This window comes from Knoellia flava TL1 (assembly GCF_000768675.1).
GTDB lineage: Bacteria > Actinomycetota > Actinomycetes > Actinomycetales > Dermatophilaceae > Knoellia > Knoellia flava.
In genome coordinates, this window is the sequence record NZ_AVPI01000022.1 from 23,283 (window position 1) to 37,721 (window position 14,439).

At 71.7% G+C, this 14,439-nt stretch carries 15 protein-coding genes and 1 riboswitch; of the genes, 6 read left to right on the forward strand and 9 right to left on the reverse strand.

Going from position 1 to position 14,439, the window contains the following annotated elements; translation table 11 throughout:
• The first annotated feature begins 1 nt into the window (after position 1).
• Positions 2–2,626 (forward strand): multicopper oxidase domain-containing protein, encoded by a 2,625-nt coding sequence (locus N798_RS09025; protein ID WP_229708843.1) that lies wholly within the window; start codon positions 2–4, stop codon positions 2,624–2,626.
• Here the strand turns inward: N798_RS09025 and N798_RS09030 are convergent.
• The 3 genes from N798_RS09030 to N798_RS09040 form a co-directional block, all read right to left on the reverse strand.
• Positions 2,613–3,809 carry a hypothetical protein gene (locus N798_RS09030; RefSeq protein ID WP_156971680.1) on the reverse strand — a complete coding sequence of 399 codons (1,197 nt, stop codon included), beginning with the start codon at positions 3,807–3,809 and terminating at the stop codon, positions 2,613–2,615. The two genes, N798_RS09025 and N798_RS09030, sit on opposite strands and share 14 nt — an antisense overlap.
• A complete protein-coding gene (locus tag N798_RS09035) occupies positions 3,806–4,093 on the reverse strand; it encodes a hypothetical protein (RefSeq protein WP_035947907.1) in 288 nt (95 codons plus the stop codon). Before N798_RS09035 ends, N798_RS09030 begins: the two co-directional genes overlap by 4 nt.
• Before the next feature lie 134 nt (positions 4,094–4,227).
• Complete coding sequence (locus N798_RS09040; RefSeq protein ID WP_035947908.1) at positions 4,228–5,565, reverse strand: bifunctional o-acetylhomoserine/o-acetylserine sulfhydrylase; 1,338 nt, start codon at positions 5,563–5,565, stop codon at positions 4,228–4,230.
• A 15-nt stretch (positions 5,566–5,580) separates the two neighbouring features.
• Positions 5,581–5,696, reverse strand: a riboswitch (SAM riboswitch).
• A gap of 96 nt (positions 5,697–5,792) precedes the next feature.
• Between N798_RS09040 and mgrA the strand changes: the two genes are divergently transcribed.
• Positions 5,793–6,839: an L-glyceraldehyde 3-phosphate reductase gene (gene mgrA, locus N798_RS09045; protein WP_035947909.1), complete on the forward strand. Its 1,047-nt coding sequence runs from the start codon at positions 5,793–5,795 to the stop codon at positions 6,837–6,839.
• A gap of 3 nt (positions 6,840–6,842) precedes the next feature.
• Here the strand turns inward: mgrA and N798_RS09050 are convergent, their stop codons facing one another.
• Positions 6,843–7,304: a hypothetical protein gene (locus tag N798_RS09050; RefSeq protein WP_052117096.1), complete on the reverse strand. Its 462-nt coding sequence runs from the start codon at positions 7,302–7,304 to the stop codon at positions 6,843–6,845.
• The gene (locus N798_RS09055; RefSeq protein WP_035947910.1) at positions 7,297–7,653 is read right to left on the reverse strand and encodes a hypothetical protein; all 357 of its coding nucleotides are present in this window, start codon (positions 7,651–7,653) and stop codon (positions 7,297–7,299) included. Before N798_RS09055 ends, N798_RS09050 begins: the two co-directional genes overlap by 8 nt.
• 80 nt (positions 7,654–7,733) lie before the next feature.
• On the opposite strand from N798_RS09055, the gene N798_RS09060 reads away from it, so the two are divergent.
• Positions 7,734–8,639, forward strand: coding sequence for an alpha/beta fold hydrolase (locus N798_RS09060; RefSeq protein WP_035947911.1), 906 nt, complete (start codon positions 7,734–7,736; stop codon positions 8,637–8,639).
• Here the strand turns inward: N798_RS09060 and N798_RS09065 are convergent.
• Positions 8,631–9,452 carry a tryptophan-rich sensory protein gene (locus tag N798_RS09065; protein ID WP_035947912.1) on the reverse strand — a complete coding sequence of 274 codons (822 nt, stop codon included), beginning with the start codon at positions 9,450–9,452 and terminating at the stop codon, positions 8,631–8,633. The two genes, N798_RS09060 and N798_RS09065, sit on opposite strands and share 9 nt — an antisense overlap.
• A gap of 99 nt (positions 9,453–9,551) precedes the next feature.
• Here N798_RS09065 and N798_RS17350 point away from each other — a divergent pair, with 99 nt between their 5' ends.
• Positions 9,552–10,217 (forward strand): cobalamin B12-binding domain-containing protein, encoded by a 666-nt coding sequence (locus N798_RS17350; RefSeq protein ID WP_052117097.1) that lies wholly within the window; start codon positions 9,552–9,554, stop codon positions 10,215–10,217.
• A gap of 102 nt (positions 10,218–10,319) precedes the next feature.
• Here the strand turns inward: N798_RS17350 and rocD are convergent, their stop codons facing one another.
• The gene (rocD, locus tag N798_RS09075; protein ID WP_188450476.1) at positions 10,320–11,552 is read right to left on the reverse strand and encodes an ornithine--oxo-acid transaminase; all 1,233 of its coding nucleotides are present in this window, start codon (positions 11,550–11,552) and stop codon (positions 10,320–10,322) included.
• A gap of 118 nt (positions 11,553–11,670) precedes the next feature.
• Positions 11,671–12,354, reverse strand: coding sequence for a pyridoxamine 5'-phosphate oxidase (gene pdxH / locus N798_RS09080; RefSeq protein ID WP_035947913.1), 684 nt, complete (start codon positions 12,352–12,354; stop codon positions 11,671–11,673).
• An 80-nt stretch (positions 12,355–12,434) separates the two neighbouring features.
• Here pdxH and N798_RS09085 point away from each other — a divergent pair, with 80 nt between their 5' ends.
• On the forward strand, positions 12,435–12,902 hold the full coding sequence (locus N798_RS09085) for a GNAT family N-acetyltransferase (protein WP_229708841.1): 468 nt from the start codon (positions 12,435–12,437) through the stop codon (positions 12,900–12,902).
• A 20-nt stretch (positions 12,903–12,922) separates the two neighbouring features.
• Here the strand turns inward: N798_RS09085 and N798_RS09090 are convergent, their stop codons facing one another.
• A complete protein-coding gene (locus N798_RS09090; RefSeq protein ID WP_052117098.1) occupies positions 12,923–13,480 on the reverse strand; it encodes a TIGR03086 family metal-binding protein in 558 nt (185 codons plus the stop codon).
• A gap of 117 nt (positions 13,481–13,597) precedes the next feature.
• Here N798_RS09090 and N798_RS09095 point away from each other — a divergent pair, with 117 nt between their 5' ends.
• Positions 13,598–14,371, forward strand: coding sequence for a hypothetical protein (locus N798_RS09095; protein ID WP_035947914.1), 774 nt, complete (start codon positions 13,598–13,600; stop codon positions 14,369–14,371).
• Positions 14,372–14,439 lie beyond the last annotated feature (68 nt).

Genomic DNA, 14,439 nt, shown 5'->3' on the forward strand with positions numbered 1-14,439 from the left:
CGTGAGGTGGCACGTGGCCGCCAACAGTGGCGTCGTCCTGTGGCTGTTCGCCCTTCTCGCCACCACCCTGACCCACCCCTTCCTGCCCGAGGCGCGCTGGCTCATGGTCCACCTGCTGCTGCTCGGCGCCGTGACGAACGCGATCCTCGTGTGGAGCACCCACTTCGCCCGCGCCCTCCTGCGCGCGGCACCGTCGAGGAGACGCTGGGAAGCTGTGCGCCTGCTTTCGCTCAACGTCGGTGTCGCCACGGTGGTCGCCGGTGTCGTCGGCCAGGTGTGGCAGCTCGCCCTGTTCGGCGCCTTGGTCGTCGGCGCATCGGTTGCAGCACACGGCATCTCGCTGCTCCGCCTCATGAGACGCGCCCTGCCCGGACGCTTCGGCACGACGATCCACCACTACGTGGGTGCCGCGCTCATCCTCCCGATCGGAGCCGTCCTCGGGACTCTCCTGGCACGAGAGCCAGCCGATCCTGTCCACGGCCGCCTGCTCGTCGCGCACCTCACCGTCAACGTGCTCGGCTGGGTGGGGCTCACCGTCATCGGCACGGTCCTGACCCTGTGGCCCACCATCCTGCGGACCCGCATCCCCGACGGTGCCGAGCGCTCCACCCGGCGCTCGCTCCCCGTACTCGTCCTCGGCCTCTCGGTGGTGGGCGCGGGAGCTGCCGCGGGGGCGCTCACCCTCGCCGCACTGGGCGTGATCACCTACCTCTGCGGAGCCCTCTGGTCCCTCAGTCCGCTCCTCGTCGCCGCCCGCACCAAGCCACCGCAGTCGTATGCCGCGTGGTCCGTGCTCGCGGCGACCGGCTGGTTCGTCGTCTCGGTCGCGTGGTTCGCGGTGCTGCTCGCCACTGCTCCCGACTGGGCAGCCGCCGGCGAGAGCGGGAACCGGGTCGCGGTGCCACTTGCCGTCGGCTTCGCGGCACAGGTCCTCCTCGGGGCCCTCACCCACCTCGTGCCCGTGGTCCTCGGCGGCGGGCCGGCGCGCGTGCGCGAGCTCAACGCCACCCTCGAGCGAGGTGCCGCGCTGCGTGTCGTCGTCGCCAACACCGGTCTCCTCGTCTGCCTCCTGCCCTCCCCGAGCCTCGTCAGGGTCCTCGTCTCGATGCTCGTGCTTAGCGCGATGGCGTCCTTCGTGCCACTCCTCGGCGGGGCCCTGCGTCGCTCGCGGCGTCCGATCGGCCCCGTGCCGACCCACCCGGCCCGCCACGTGCCGGAGCCGGGAGCGGTGGTGCGCGGACGGCATACGGGCATGGGAGCGCTCGGACTCGCAGCGGTCGTCCTCGCCGTGGCCGCGGGCGCCGCCGCCGACCCGAGCGCCCTGGGCGGCGTCGGCCCCTCGGCGGCGGGGGGAATCAGCGCCACCGGGGCGACGACCACGGTGCGGGTGGAGGCCCGCGGGATGCGGTTCCGCCCCGACCGGGTCTCGGTCCCGGCCGGCAACCGGCTCGTCGTCGAGCTCGCGAACGCAGACGAGGACGTGCACGACCTCGCCCTGGAGAGCGGCGAGCGCAGCGGACGCATCGCGCCCGGGTCGAGCGGAAGGCTGGAGGTCCCGGTGGTGGGCAGGGGTCTCGACGGCTGGTGCACCATCGCCGGCCACCGGCAGATGGGCATGCTCTTCGCCGTCGAGGTGACCGGCCTCGACGCGGCCACCCGGTCCGACTCGGTGGAGCATGCGGCCACTGGACACCCCACCCAGGAGAACGACAGCGACGCCGCGTCGCAGCAGAACGCCTCACCCGCACCGCGCTTCGACTTCATGGCCGCTCCCCCGCCCGGCTTCCGAGCACGCGACGCAGCCCTCCCACCGGCGTCGACGAGCCGGACCCACCACGTGGAGCTCACCGTGCGCGAGGTCGAGCGCGAGGTGGGCGTCGGTGTGCGACAGCGGCTCTGGACGTTCAACGGCACGACGCCCGGTCCGGTGCTCCGAGGCCGGGTCGGCGACCGGTTCGTCATCACGCTGCACAACGAGGCCACGATCGGTCACTCGGTCGACTTCCACGCGGGGTCGCTGGCGCCCGACGGCGCGATGCGCACCATCGCGCCCGGGTCGAGCCACACCTTCTCGTTCACCGCCACGCGGGCCGGCATGTGGATGTACCACTGCAGCACCATGCCGATGTCGCTGCACATCGCGAGTGGCATGTTCGGTGCCGTGGTCATCGACCCGCCCGGGCTCGCGCCGGTCGACCGGGAGTACCTCCTCGTGCAGTCCGAGCTCTATCCGGGCCCGTCCTCCGCGGATGCCGACAAGGTCAACGCGGAGCGTCCGGACGCCGTCGTCTTCAACGGGTTCGCCAACCAGTACGACCACGACCCGCTTCGCGCGGCCGTCGGGGAGCGCGTGCGGCTCTGGGTGCTCGACGCCGGCCCGAACCGGGCGTCGTCCTTCCACGTCGTCGGAGGGCAGTTCGACACGGTCTTCGCCGAGGGTGCGTTCTCGCTGAGGCCCGGATCCCCGGGCAGCGTGGGCGGAGCCCAGTCGCTCGGGCTGCACCCCGCCCAGGGCGGGTTCGTCGAGCTGTCCCTGCCCGAACCAGGGCACTACCCGTTCGTCTCGCACCTCATGGTCGACGCCGAACGCGGGGCCCACGGGATCCTCGAGGTCACTGCACCCTGAGCTCCACGGGCACCTCGCCTCTCTCACGCTCGCGACGGGCCGCCTGCTCCTGCCGCTCCACACGGCCGTCGTGGACCTTGTCGACCTTCGCGGCGACGGTGGGGGCGTGCTTGAGCGTCATGCCCGCCACGAACATCCTCTGGGCATCGGGTCCACTCGCCGTGGCGACCCGCCAGCCGTCGAGGACGGCGTTGTCGACGGCCCGCGTGGCCGCGTTGACAGCCTTGCCGGTCATGGACGTCGCGGCGGGAAGTGGCCGCGGTGGGATCCGGACCTGTGCGGGTGCCACCGGCAACCCGGCCTTGACCCGCCACCCGCGCACCCAGTCGTCGAACGTGGTCCGCGCGCCCGCGCCGAGCCGGGACCCGGTCGACGGGTTGGCCACCTTGGTGAAGACCCGCCGCCCGCCGTCGACGGCGACCCTGACGCCGAGTGCAGACCCCGCGACCATGACCGAGCCCGCGGCCGTCCCCACGGCGACGAGCGCGTTCATGCCCACCTGCTTCCACGAGCCCTCGTCGTAGAAGACGAGGAGACCCACCTCGCTCAGCGTGCCCGTGGCGGCGCCGGCGACGCCGATGAGCTTGAGCCTTCCCGGCAGCATCCCGCCGACCATCGCCACCGGCTTCGACATCGTCCCCGCCCCGACGACCGCCGTGTATGCCGTGGTGTCCTCGATCCCGTCCCGCGCCAGGGCCCGCAGCGCTCGTGTGCACGAACGGTCCGCCTCGCGGTGGAGCTCGACGGCTCGGGCATGGCGTCGCTCGGCGTCATCGATGAGGGCGATCTCGGCGTTCATGGCGCGCTCGAGGTCCTGTTGCTCGACCGGGTCGACGGCGAACCCACGTCGGCTCATGAAGGCGTCGTGCCGGCGCCACGCCTCGTCGTGCGCGATCGTCGCCCGGGCCACCTCGTCCTGGGCTGCCTCGAGCGCGTCGGCGAGGGTGCGCAGCGCCCGGGAGGCACCGGCATACCTCTCGATGACGGCAGCGATGACGGTTGGCGGCCCTTGGACGGCGGCCTCGAAGGCGTGCCCCGACGGGCTGTCCCAGCGCACGCCGGCGCGCAGGCCGAGCAGCACGGTGTTGACGGCCGACAGCCGCGCGGCTCCCCCGGCGAGGGCGTCGGCGAGCATCCGCAGTCGATCCGGGTGGCCCGGCAGCGGGAGCAACGCCCGGGTCACTGGGAGCCCCCGGCGAGGGACCGGCCGACCCTCTCCTCGGTCTCGACGAAGGCGGCTCCGGCAACCGAAGCCCTGTCGGAGAGGTCGGCCAGCTGCTCGACGAGGGCGAGCCGCTGACGGCGCCACCCCGCCATGAGGTGGTCGAAGGCCGCCGCAGCGTCGCCGGGACCGAACGCGGCTGCGTCCTCGTCGCCGTCGCCTGCCTCCGCCAGCTGCGCGCCGATGTCGGCGAGCGAGACCCCGAGCTGGGCGATCCACTCCGCCTCGATGCGCATCGTCGTCATGCCGACGACGCTAGGGCGAACCGCGGGCACGGGCGTCGAGTTGTCCACAGCCCCCGCGCCCCCGCTCAGGCCCAGCGACTTCTTGCCCGGATGCGACAGGCTCGCTGGCGCATCCGGGCAAGAAGTCGGGGCGCTCAGGCGCCCTTCGCCGCGGTGAAGCCCTGCTCGAGGTCGGCGAGGATGTCGTCGATGTGCTCGATACCCACGGCGAGGCGCACGAGCCCGGGCGTCACACCGGCTGCCAGGCGGTCCTCGTCAGGCCCCTGCGAGTGCGTCGTCGTCGCCGGGTGGATGGCGAGCGAGCGCACGTCACCGAGGTTGGCGACGTGCGAGTGCAGCCTCAGCGACTCGACGAACGTCCGGCCGGCCTCGACGCCACCGGCGATCTCGAACGCAAGCACCGCGCCCGAGCCCTTGGGCGTGTACTTCTGCGCGAGCTCGTAGTTGTCGTCGCCGGGCAGCGAGGCCCAGCGCACCGACTCGACCTGCTCGTGGCCCTGGAGGAACTCCGCGACCTTGCGGGTGTTCTCGAGGTGACGGTCGATGCGCAGGCTGAGCGTCTCGATGCCCTGAGCGATGAGGAAGGCGTTGAACGGCGCGACCGCCGGACCGAGGTCGCGCAGCAGCTGGACCCGCGCCTTGAGGATGTAGGCGAGGTTGGCGCCGAGGGCACCGCCGACGCCGAGGTCCCGCGCGAAGACGAGCCCGTGGTAGCTCTCCTCGGGCGTGTTGAAGTTCGGGAACTTCTCGGGGTCCTTGCCGAAGTCGAACGACCCTCCGTCGACGATGACGCCGGCGATCGTCGTGCCGTGCCCACCGAGGTACTTCGTCGCCGAGTGCACGACGATGTCGGCCCCGTGCTCGAGCGGGCGCAGCACGTAGGGCGTCGCGACGGTGTTGTCGACGATGAGCGGGACACCGGCGTCGTGGGCGACGGCCGCCACCGCCTCGATGTCGAGGATCTCGATCTTGGGGTTGCTGATCGTCTCGCCGAAGAAGAGCTTCGTGTTGTCCTGCACCGCTGCTCGCCACGACTCGGGGTCGGCGGGGTTCTCGACGAAGGTCACCTGGATGCCGAACTTCGGGAGGGTGTGCTTGAGCAGGTTGAAGGTGCCGCCGTAGAGCGAGGGCGAGGCGACGACGTGATCACCGGCCTCGGCGATGTTGAGGATCGCGAGCGTCTCGGCCGCCTGGCCCGACGCGACGAGGAGGGCGCCGACGCCGCCTTCGAGCGAGGCGATGCGCTGCTCGACCGCGTCCTGGGTCGGGTTCATGATGCGCGTGTAGATGTTGCCGAACTCCCTGAGCGCGAAGAGGTTCGCCGCGTGCTCGGTGTCCCTGAAGACGTAGGAGGTCGTCTGGTAGATCGGCAGGGCCCGAGCGCCGGTCGCCGCGTCGGGCTCCTGCCCGGCGTGGATCTGGCGGGTCTCGAAGGACCAGTTCGGGGTGCCGGAAGTGGGGTCGTCGGCCATGGCCTTGCTCCTTGTGTGCCGTGCTTGCCCGACGCCGGTCGGCGTCGCGCCCGGTCCTCACCCGGGGCACCCCACCGCGGTTGGAGGGTTGCCGGCCAGCAAGCCGGGGCTTCGCGCTGGCACTCATGACCTGGTCCCCACGGTAGCCGCGCGTGACCGGCATACGACATCGGCGTCTCGGGAGGTGGACGGCCCGTCGTGACGGTGATCGCGGGCAGAATGGGCGCATGACCTTCCACGTCGACGAGTACAAGGCGGCCGCTGGCCGCTACCGCGCCGGTATGCCGTTCCGCCGGGTCGCGCGGTCGGGTCTCGACCTCCCGGCGATCTCCCTGGGCCTGTGGCACAACTTCGGTGACGACGTGCCGCTCGAGCGCCAGCAGGCCATCCTGCGGCGCGCGTTCGACCGCGGCGTGACGCACTTCGACCTCGCGAACAACTACGGGCCTCCCTACGGCTCGGCGGAGCGCAACTTCGGCACGCTGTTCGCCCGCGACTTCAGGCCCTACCGAGACGAGCTCGTCATCAGCAGCAAGGCCGGCTACGACATGTGGCCCGGCCCCTACGGCCAGGGTGGCGGCGGCCGCAAGTACATCCTCGCGAGCGCCGACCAGTCCCTGACGCGGATGGGCCTCGACTACGTCGACATCTTCTACAGCCACCGCTTTGACGAGACGACGCCGCTCGAGGAGACCATGGGCGCGCTGGACTCCCTTGTGCGACAGGGCAAGGCGCTCTACGTGGGCATCTCCTCCTACTCGGGCCCGCGCACCCGCGAGGCGGTCGAGATCCTGCGCGAGCTCGGCACTCCCCTGCTCATCCACCAGCCGTCCTACTCGATGCTCAACCGCTGGGTCGAGGAGGAGCTGCTCGACGTCCTCGGCGAGACCGGCGTCGGGTGCATCGCGTTCTCCCCGCTCGCGCAGGGGATGCTCACGAGCAAGTACCTCAAGGGCGTCCCCGAGGGCTCTCGTGCGTCGCAGGGCAAGAGCCTGTCGCCGGACCTGCTCACCGAGGAGTCGCTCAAGCACGTCCGCGCGCTCAACACGATGGCGAAGAAGCGTGGTCAGACCCTCGCCCAGATGGCGTTGGCCTGGCTGCTGCGTGACGACAGGGTGACCTCGGTGCTCGTCGGTGCCTCGAGCGTCGAGCAGCTGGACGACAACCTGCTGGCCGTCAAGAACCTCGACTTCACCGCCGATGAGCTCGCGAAGATCGACAAGCACGCCGTCGACGCCGGCATCAACCTCTGGGCGACGTCGAGCGACAAGTAGCCGTCAGGCGCCGGCGCTCCCGCTGCTACGGCTGCGCACCCGCGTGAGCCACCAGATGCCGAGCACCGGCAGGACGAGCGGCACGAACCCGTAGCCCGACCCAAAGTGGGACCACACGGTCTTGTCCGGGAAGGCGCTCGGGACGGCATACGAGAGGGCGCCCACGACGAGCACGCCGACGAGCTCGATGGTGCAGGCGACAAGGGCGACCCGGTTGCTCGCGCGGTTGCCACGCGCCATGCCGACGGTCGCGACGATGTAGATGACGGCGGCGAGCGCAGAGAGCACGTAGGCCAGCGGCGCACGGTCGAAGTACTCGACGATCTGGAGGACCGAGCGGCCGGTGGCCGCGAGCGCGAGCACGCCGTAGACGACGACGAGGATGCGGCCGGGGCCGCGGCCGGAGTCGGTCGGGGTGGTGTCTGCGGCGTCGGTGGCGTTCGCGCGGTCGGTGGCGTCAGGCATAGAGGTCCCAGATCTGTTGCAGGCGCAGCGTCATGACGACGACCGCGAACGCTCCCACGGCGATCGAGGCCATGGCCCACCGCGTCTTGTCCTTGATGGCGCCCAGCGTCGTGATCGCGAGGACGAACGGCAACGTCACGAGGTATGCCGTGAACGTCGCCTTGTGCTCGCTCAGGTCGGGGATGCCGACGAGTCCGCGCCCGAGCTGGACCACGACCCCGAGCTCGACGAGGGCGACGAGGCCGAGGAGCCAGTTGTCGATGAGCCGGTCGAGGAGGGTGTAGCCCAGGGCCACGAGGGTGAGCAGCGCCGCGACCGCGACGAGCACTTGGGTGAGCTGGAGGAGCACGGCGGACAGCCTAGTTGGGGGTGCCGGTGCAACCGCCCCGCGGGAGGTGCGGAGGGACGGCGCTTTGGTTGGATGAGGGCATGACCTCGGCACAGATCGGCGACGTGCGCATCGAGTACGTCATCGACGGACCCGACGACGGCGACCCGATGCTCCTCATCATGGGCATGGGCGCACAGCTCGTCGCGTGGCCGCAGGACCTCGTCGACCTGCTCGTGGACCGCGGCTTCCGCGTCGTGCGCTACGACAACCGCGACCAAGGGCTGTCGTCGTTCACCGAGACGCCCGCCCCGACGCGCAAGGACATCGCGCGTGGGCTCGCCGCGCGCCGGCTCGCGCGGGCCGACTACACGCTCGCCGACCTCGCCGGGGACGCCGCCGGACTCCTCGCCCACCTCGGCATCGCGTCCGCGCACGTCGTCGGCGCCTCGATGGGCGGCATGATCGCCCAGCAGCTGACCATCGACCGGCCCGAGCTGGTGCGGTCGCTGTGCTCGATCATGTCGAACACCGGTCACCGTCGCTACGGTCGTACGTCCGCGAAGCTCCTGCCGGCGCTGGTGCGCCAGATCCGCGCGAACCCACCGACGACGCGGGACGAGGCCATCGCGGCGAGCGTCGAGGCGTTCCGGGTCATCGCGGGCAAGGACTTCGACGCCGACGAGATGCGGCTCATCGCCCAGGCCCACGCAGAGCGAGGGACGGTGACCTCGGTGAGCCGCGACCGCCAGCTCAACGCCATCAACGCCTCCCCCGATCGCACGGCCGCCCTGCGGTCGATCACCGTGCCGACGCTCGTCATCCACGGCCTGCGTGACCGTCTGGTCCTGCCGAGCGGCGGGGTCGCGACGACGAGGGCGATCCCCGGCTCGCGACTCCTCGTCTTCCCCGAGATGGGGCACGACCTCCCCCGCGGCCGGCGCGTGGAGATGGCCGATGCCATCGCGCTCAACGCCTCGCGCGCGGACTCCACAGCCTCAGGCTGAACGGGTGGGTGACCGTACGTCGACCGACGCCTCGGCCCGGCGGGACATCGAGAAGGCCACGGCGGCGACCGCGATGGCGGCAGCCGCCACGAGGGCGCCGGTGCCGACGGCCGCAGACCGTGGCTCGTCGGTGAACCGGCCCACGGCCAGCCAGGCGAGACCCCAGACCGCCGCGGCGGCTACGCCCCAGCGCGTGGGCTCGGCCCGCATGAGCGCGACGGCGACCGACGCGACGAGGACGAGCGCCACGAGGGCGCCCACGACGGCAACCCCCGTCGTGACGTTGGTGCCGGTGCTGCCGAGCGCTGCCGCGATGTTGGCGAACGTCGCGACGGCGACCCAGCCGAGGTAGAGGCCGACGGTGCCGCGGACGAGCCACGTCCCCACGCGGTCGGCGGCGTGGTCACCGATGGCGGCGAGCTCGAGCGCGAGCCGGGCGAGCAGGAGCAGCAGGGTGAGGATCACGAGGACGCTGAGCCAGATCCAGCCCTGCTGGGTGACGAGGAGCCACAGCGCGTTGAGGACCATCGACCCGGCGACCATCCACCCGGTGCGCCGGGCGAGCTCGCTGCGCCCGGGGCCGGGCAGCCACTGCCACACCGTGTAGGCGGCGAGCCCCGCATAGATGACCGACCAGATCGAGAAGGCCGGCCCGGCCGGGGCGAGCAACGTGGCATCGGCCGCGAGCGAGCCACCCGAGGACTCCTCGACCCGGGTGCCGATGACCCCGACGCCGACGAGGGTGCCGAGGATGCAGAACACCTCCGCGAGCGTGACGACGACCTGACGGGTGCGGTCCGACGACATGTCCATGGGATCAGCCTGCCACCGGTCGTCCGGCGACGCAGGGACGACGTACCCGCGTCATGTCATAACCGCAGGTCGGGACATCGGACCACCTACACTTCGGGGGTGACCACACCCTCCGACGCGGCGACGCCTGTCGACGCGATGCTCGCCGCGGCCAACGCCATGGACGAGCACACCCTGCGCGCTGGCCTCCGCGACGCGGCACGAGACCTCGGCGTGAACGTCGCCGTCATCGACGTCGTCCTGCCGTTCCTCAACGCCGTCGGCCGCGCCTGGGAGCGCGGCGACTGCTCGGTCGCGTCCGAGCACTTCGCCAGCCAGGTCGTGCGCTCGTGGCTCACCGGGGCAGCACTCGCCGACGTCGACGCGGCGTCCACCGCCACGGACCCGATCGTCCTGGCGTGCCCGCCCGGCGAGCGACACGACCTCGGCCTCCTGTGCTTCCACGTCCTGCTCGTGCGGTCCGGGGTGCCCTCGCGCTTCCTCGGCTCCGACACCCCGCTGCCCGGGCTGGCCGACGTGTGCCGGGTCGTCGGGGCGTCGGGCGTCATCGTGGCCGCGACCCGGCGACGCGTGTTCGAGGCGCACGGCGGCGCCCTGCGGGTGCTCGCCCGGCACTACCCGCTCTCCATCGGTGGGGCCGGGGCCGACGCGGAGGTGGCCGAGCACGTCGGCGCCACCCTCCTGCCGTCCGACATGCGACGCTCCCTCGCGCAGGTCGTCCGCTGGCACAGCGGCGACGCCACCGGCGTGAACGTCTCGGCCTGACCGAGCAGCACACCCTCCCGTAACCCGAACGGGCCCGGCTCGCCGAGAAGGCGAGCCGGGCCGGTTCGGAACGGGGACGTCCTGAGCGGACGTCGGCGAGAGTCAGCCCTCGAGCGAGTCCTTGACGGCGGCGACAAGCTGGTCGACCTCGTCCTCGGTGATGACGATGGGCGGGGCGAGACGGATCGTCATGCCGTGGGTGTCCTTGGCGAGGATGCCGCGCTCCATGAGGCGCTCGCACAGCTCACGACCCGTCGGGCCACCCGGCGTGACGTCGAGGCCGGCCCAGAGCCCTCGGACGCGCACTGCGTCGAGCCCGTGGCCGACGAGCGGCTCGAGGCCGGCGAGCAGCCGCTCCCCCAGCCGGCGCGCGCGGTCCTGGTACTCGCCGGTGGCGAGCAGACGGCATACCTCGTGCCCGATCGCGGCAGCGAGCGGGTTGCCACCGAAGGTCGAGCCGTGCGAACCGGGGGTGATGACGCCGAGGACGTCCGTGTTCGCCGCCACGGCGGAGACCGGGTAGAGCCCGCCGCCGAGGGCCTTGCCGAGGATGTACATGTCGGGCACGACCTCTTCGAGGTCGCACGCGAACGTCGTGCCGGTGCGGGCGAGGCCGGACTGGATCTCGTCGGCGACCATGAGGACGTTCTCTTCCGAGCAGACCTCGCGCAGGTCGCGCAGGAAGCCCTTGGGCGGCACGACGACGCCGCCCTCGCCCTGGATCGGCTCGAAGAGGACCGCGACGGTGAACTCGTCGATCGCGGCGCGCACCGAGTCGATGTCGCCGTAGCGGACGGCGCGGAAGCCGGGGGTGTAGGGGCCGTAGTTGTCGTGCGCGACCTTGTCGTCCGAGAAGCTGACGATGGTCGTCGTGCGGCCGTGGAAGTTGCCCTCCATGACGAGGATGTTGGCCTGGTCCTCGGGCACGCCCTTGACCTCGTAGCCCCAGCGGCGGCTCACCTTGATCGCCGTCTCGACGGCCTCGGCGCCGGAGTTCATCGGCAGGACCATGTCCTTGGCCGTGAGCTCGGCGAGGGCCTGGGCGAACGGCCCGAGCTGGTCGTTGAAGAAGGCGCGGCTCGTCAGGGTCAGGGTGCCGAGCTGCTGGCGCGCCCGCTCGACCAGCTGCGGGTGCGAGTGACCGAAGTTGAGGGCGGAGTAGCCGGCCAGGCAGTCGAGGTAGCGCTTGCCGTCGACGTCGGTGACCCACGCACCCTCACCGCTCGCGAGCACCACCGGCAGCGGGTGGTAGTTGTGCGCCGCGTAGCGCTCGGTGATCTCGATGTGCTGCTCGCTGGTCAGCGCCTCGGTGGCGCCGGTCTGCTGGGGCGTCATGGTGGTGCGCACTCCTTCGTGTGTGGGTCGGGGCCAGCGTATCCGCGCGCCGACGGTGCCGACGACGCCTCATGGGCGAGCGGCTGGGTGGTGCGTGCGCGTCAGGGCTGGCGGCGGCTCAGGGCTGGCGACGACTCAGGCTCCACGCGTCGGCCGTGTCGAGATCGCCGTCGCCGGTGCGGGTGAAGACGAGGCGGTCGTGGAGGCGGTTCGTGCGCCCGCCCCAGAACTCCACCTCGTCGCAGAGGATGCGGTAGCCGCCCCAGAAGTCCGGGAGGGGCACGTCGTCCGCGTTGCCGCGGTCCGGCCAGCGGACGGCATACGCCTCGTAGGCCTCCTCGAGCTCGGCGCGCGAGGCGACCGGCTGTGACTGGCGGGAGGCCCACGCAGAGATGCGCGAGGCCCACGGCCGGCTCGCGAAGTAGTCGGCGACCTCCGCGCGGTCGAGGAGGACGGCATACCCGCGAAAGCGGATTGCCCGGAACATCGACGGCCACGTGAGCGAGGCGGCGATGGCCGAGGTCGCGGCGAGCTCGACGCCCTTGGTCGACGACGTGTTCGTGAGGAAGCCGGGTCCTCTCTCGTCGAAGTAGCGCATGAGCACGGTGCGCACGTTGGGCAGGCCGTCCGCGTCCACGGTGGCGACCGAGAGGGCGTGCGGCTCGGGGACGTCGGCCTGCGCCCGCGAGCGCTCGACCGCCTCGTCGACCCAGATGCGGGCCTGCTGCCAAGGCGTCGGGGCGATCTCCTCCTCGGAGAGTCCGGTGCCGGTGTAGTCGATGCGGGTGACGTCGTTGCTCACGGTGGTGAGCGTATGCCGGTCGGTCCCGTCGCGCTCGACCCCTGCGGTTCCGCGGTGGGCTGCAGCGGTTGGATGGTGGCGTGCTGACCATCGACGACGCCGGCCTCGGCGACCCCGCCGATCCCGAGCTGCTGGACTTCCTGCGAGCCCACCTCGACGACCTCGCGCCGACGGCTCCCCCGGAGAGCCGGCACGCCCTCGACGTCGAGGGGTTGCGTCAGCCGGGGATACGGATGTGGGTGGCGCGCGACGAAGGACGGCTCGTGGGGACGGTGGCACTGGCACCGCTCGAACCCGGTCACGAGGAGCTCAAGAGCATGCGGACGTCACCGGAGTCGCGCGGGCGCGGGGTGGGTGGGTCGCTGCTGCGCCACGCACTGGCTGACGCTCGGGCTCGTGGCGTCACGAGGGTGTCGCTCGAGACAGGGAGCATGGAGTTCTTCGTGCCGGCCCGCTCGCTCTACCGAGGAGCCGGGTTCGCCGAGTGCCCGCCGTTCGGGTCCTATGTCGAGGACCCGAACAGCACGTTCCTCACGCTGCTGCTCTGAGGGTTCGCGACGGCCACTCGTCACGAGCGGCGGAGGTCTGCCGCCGTCCAGGAGGTCGGGAGGGACCGACCGGCGAAGGCAGCGAGGCGGTCCTGTATGGACGCGCCCTCCGGCGCCTCGACCTCGGGTCCGAACGCGCCCGACCGGTTCTCCGGTGTGAGGTTGTCGGACATGAAGGCGAGCGCCTGTTCGGCGACCTCGTCGTCGAGCCGGGTCGAGCTGCCGATCGAGCGCGAGAGGTCCCAGCTGTGCACGGCGAACTCGGGCAGCGCGGCCGAGGACGACCCGCCGGACTCGTCGGCCTCGACCTTCTCCATCAGAACCTCGGCGTGGGTGCGGAAGGTCGCCGCGGGGTCGTCACCGGGCTCGGGCGGGTTGGCCCAGTCGACCTCCTTGCCGGAGAACATGTCGACGAAGTTCTGCGGCGAGGCGACGACGTGACGGACGAGCTCGCCGACGGTCCAGTCGCTGCACGTCGAGGGCTTGTCGTGGTCGTCCGGGGACACCTCGTCGAGCAGGGCCGCCGTCTGTTCGACGGCCCGCGACAGGAGGGAGCCGGCGTTGCTTTTCGCGTTCATCGGTGGTGAGCCTTCCGTCGACGATGGGCTGTGTCTCCGACGCTAGCGAGGGGTGCCGAGAGCGTGTGGGTCGGCGAGGGGCCAGATCAGGGACCGTGCCGTAGCGTCGCCGGGACCATGGGGATCTTCAGCTTCCATCTCGCCCACGTGCCGGCGAACGTTGCTGCTCGTGCCTTGCTGCGCGGGTCAACCGACGGTGAGCGGGTGGCCGGCCTCGAGCACGTCGAGCACCTGTCGCTCATGACACTCGGTGCTCCGCCGGTGTCGCTCGAGCGGCTGCAGCTGCGGCGGCTCGCTGTGTTCGCCTCGTGGGAGTCCGAGGCTGCACTGGACTCATGTCTGGGCGGCGACGCGCTGGGTCGGTACTTGGCGGAGGGCTGGCACCTGCGGCTCGAGTTCGTGCGCCGCTGGGGTGGGGTGACCGGGTTGCACCGGCTGCCGCTCAACGCCTCGACGATGGCCGACGACGAACCCGTCGTCGCCGTCACCCTCGCGCACCTGCGTCTGCCTGAGCTGCGCCGGTTCTTCGCGTGGGGGCGGCCCGTCGAGCAGCAGGTCCGCGGCTCCCCGGGCGTCTCTCTGGCCGTGGCGGCGGTGCGACCGCCGCGGACGTTCTCGACGTTCTCGGTGTGGCGGTCGGTGGGCGAGATGCGCGACATGGTCGAGGGGCGCGCGCAGGGTTCTTGTGAGCCCCGCGGCCCCCATGGCTCGGGCACGGTGAGCGCGACGGGCGGGACCGTCGGTGGCCCAGCGGTCGACGGGCGGCATGCCGGCGCGATGGCCGAGCGAGAGCGTCGCGACTTCCACAGCGAGTTCACGACCCTGCGCTTCCGTCCCCTGTCCGAGCACGGTGCGTGGGAGGGTCGGCGCTCCATCGTCCCGTGGCACTGACGGGGCGAGGCCGCGTCCAGCCGCCTGTCAGGTGCGCTCGTTAGGGTGGCAAGCCCCTGCCACCGAGG

What these genes read in the sequence shown, in the direction of transcription:
- N798_RS09040 (WP_035947908.1), bottom strand. Translation starts at nt 5,565, where the DNA reads ATGGCCGACGACCCCACTTCCGGCACCCCGAACTGGTCCTTCGAGACC.
- N798_RS09050 (WP_052117096.1), bottom strand. Translation starts at nt 7,304, where the DNA reads ATGCCTGACGCCACCGACCGCGCGAACGCCACCGACGCCGCAGACACC.
- N798_RS09065 (WP_035947912.1), bottom strand. Translation starts at nt 9,452, where the DNA reads ATGGACATGTCGTCGGACCGCACCCGTCAGGTCGTCGTCACGCTCGCG.
- N798_RS09060 (WP_035947911.1), top strand. Translation starts at nt 7,734, where the DNA reads ATGACCTCGGCACAGATCGGCGACGTGCGCATCGAGTACGTCATCGAC.
- rocD (WP_188450476.1), bottom strand. Translation starts at nt 11,552, where the DNA reads ATGACGCCCCAGCAGACCGGCGCCACCGAGGCGCTGACCAGCGAGCAG.
- N798_RS09035 (WP_035947907.1), bottom strand. Translation starts at nt 4,093, where the DNA reads ATGACGACGATGCGCATCGAGGCGGAGTGGATCGCCCAGCTCGGGGTC.
- N798_RS09095 (WP_035947914.1), top strand. Translation starts at nt 13,598, where the DNA reads ATGGGGATCTTCAGCTTCCATCTCGCCCACGTGCCGGCGAACGTTGCT.
- N798_RS09090 (WP_052117098.1), bottom strand. Translation starts at nt 13,480, where the DNA reads ATGAACGCGAAAAGCAACGCCGGCTCCCTCCTGTCGCGGGCCGTCGAA.
- mgrA (WP_035947909.1), top strand. Translation starts at nt 5,793, where the DNA reads ATGACCTTCCACGTCGACGAGTACAAGGCGGCCGCTGGCCGCTACCGC.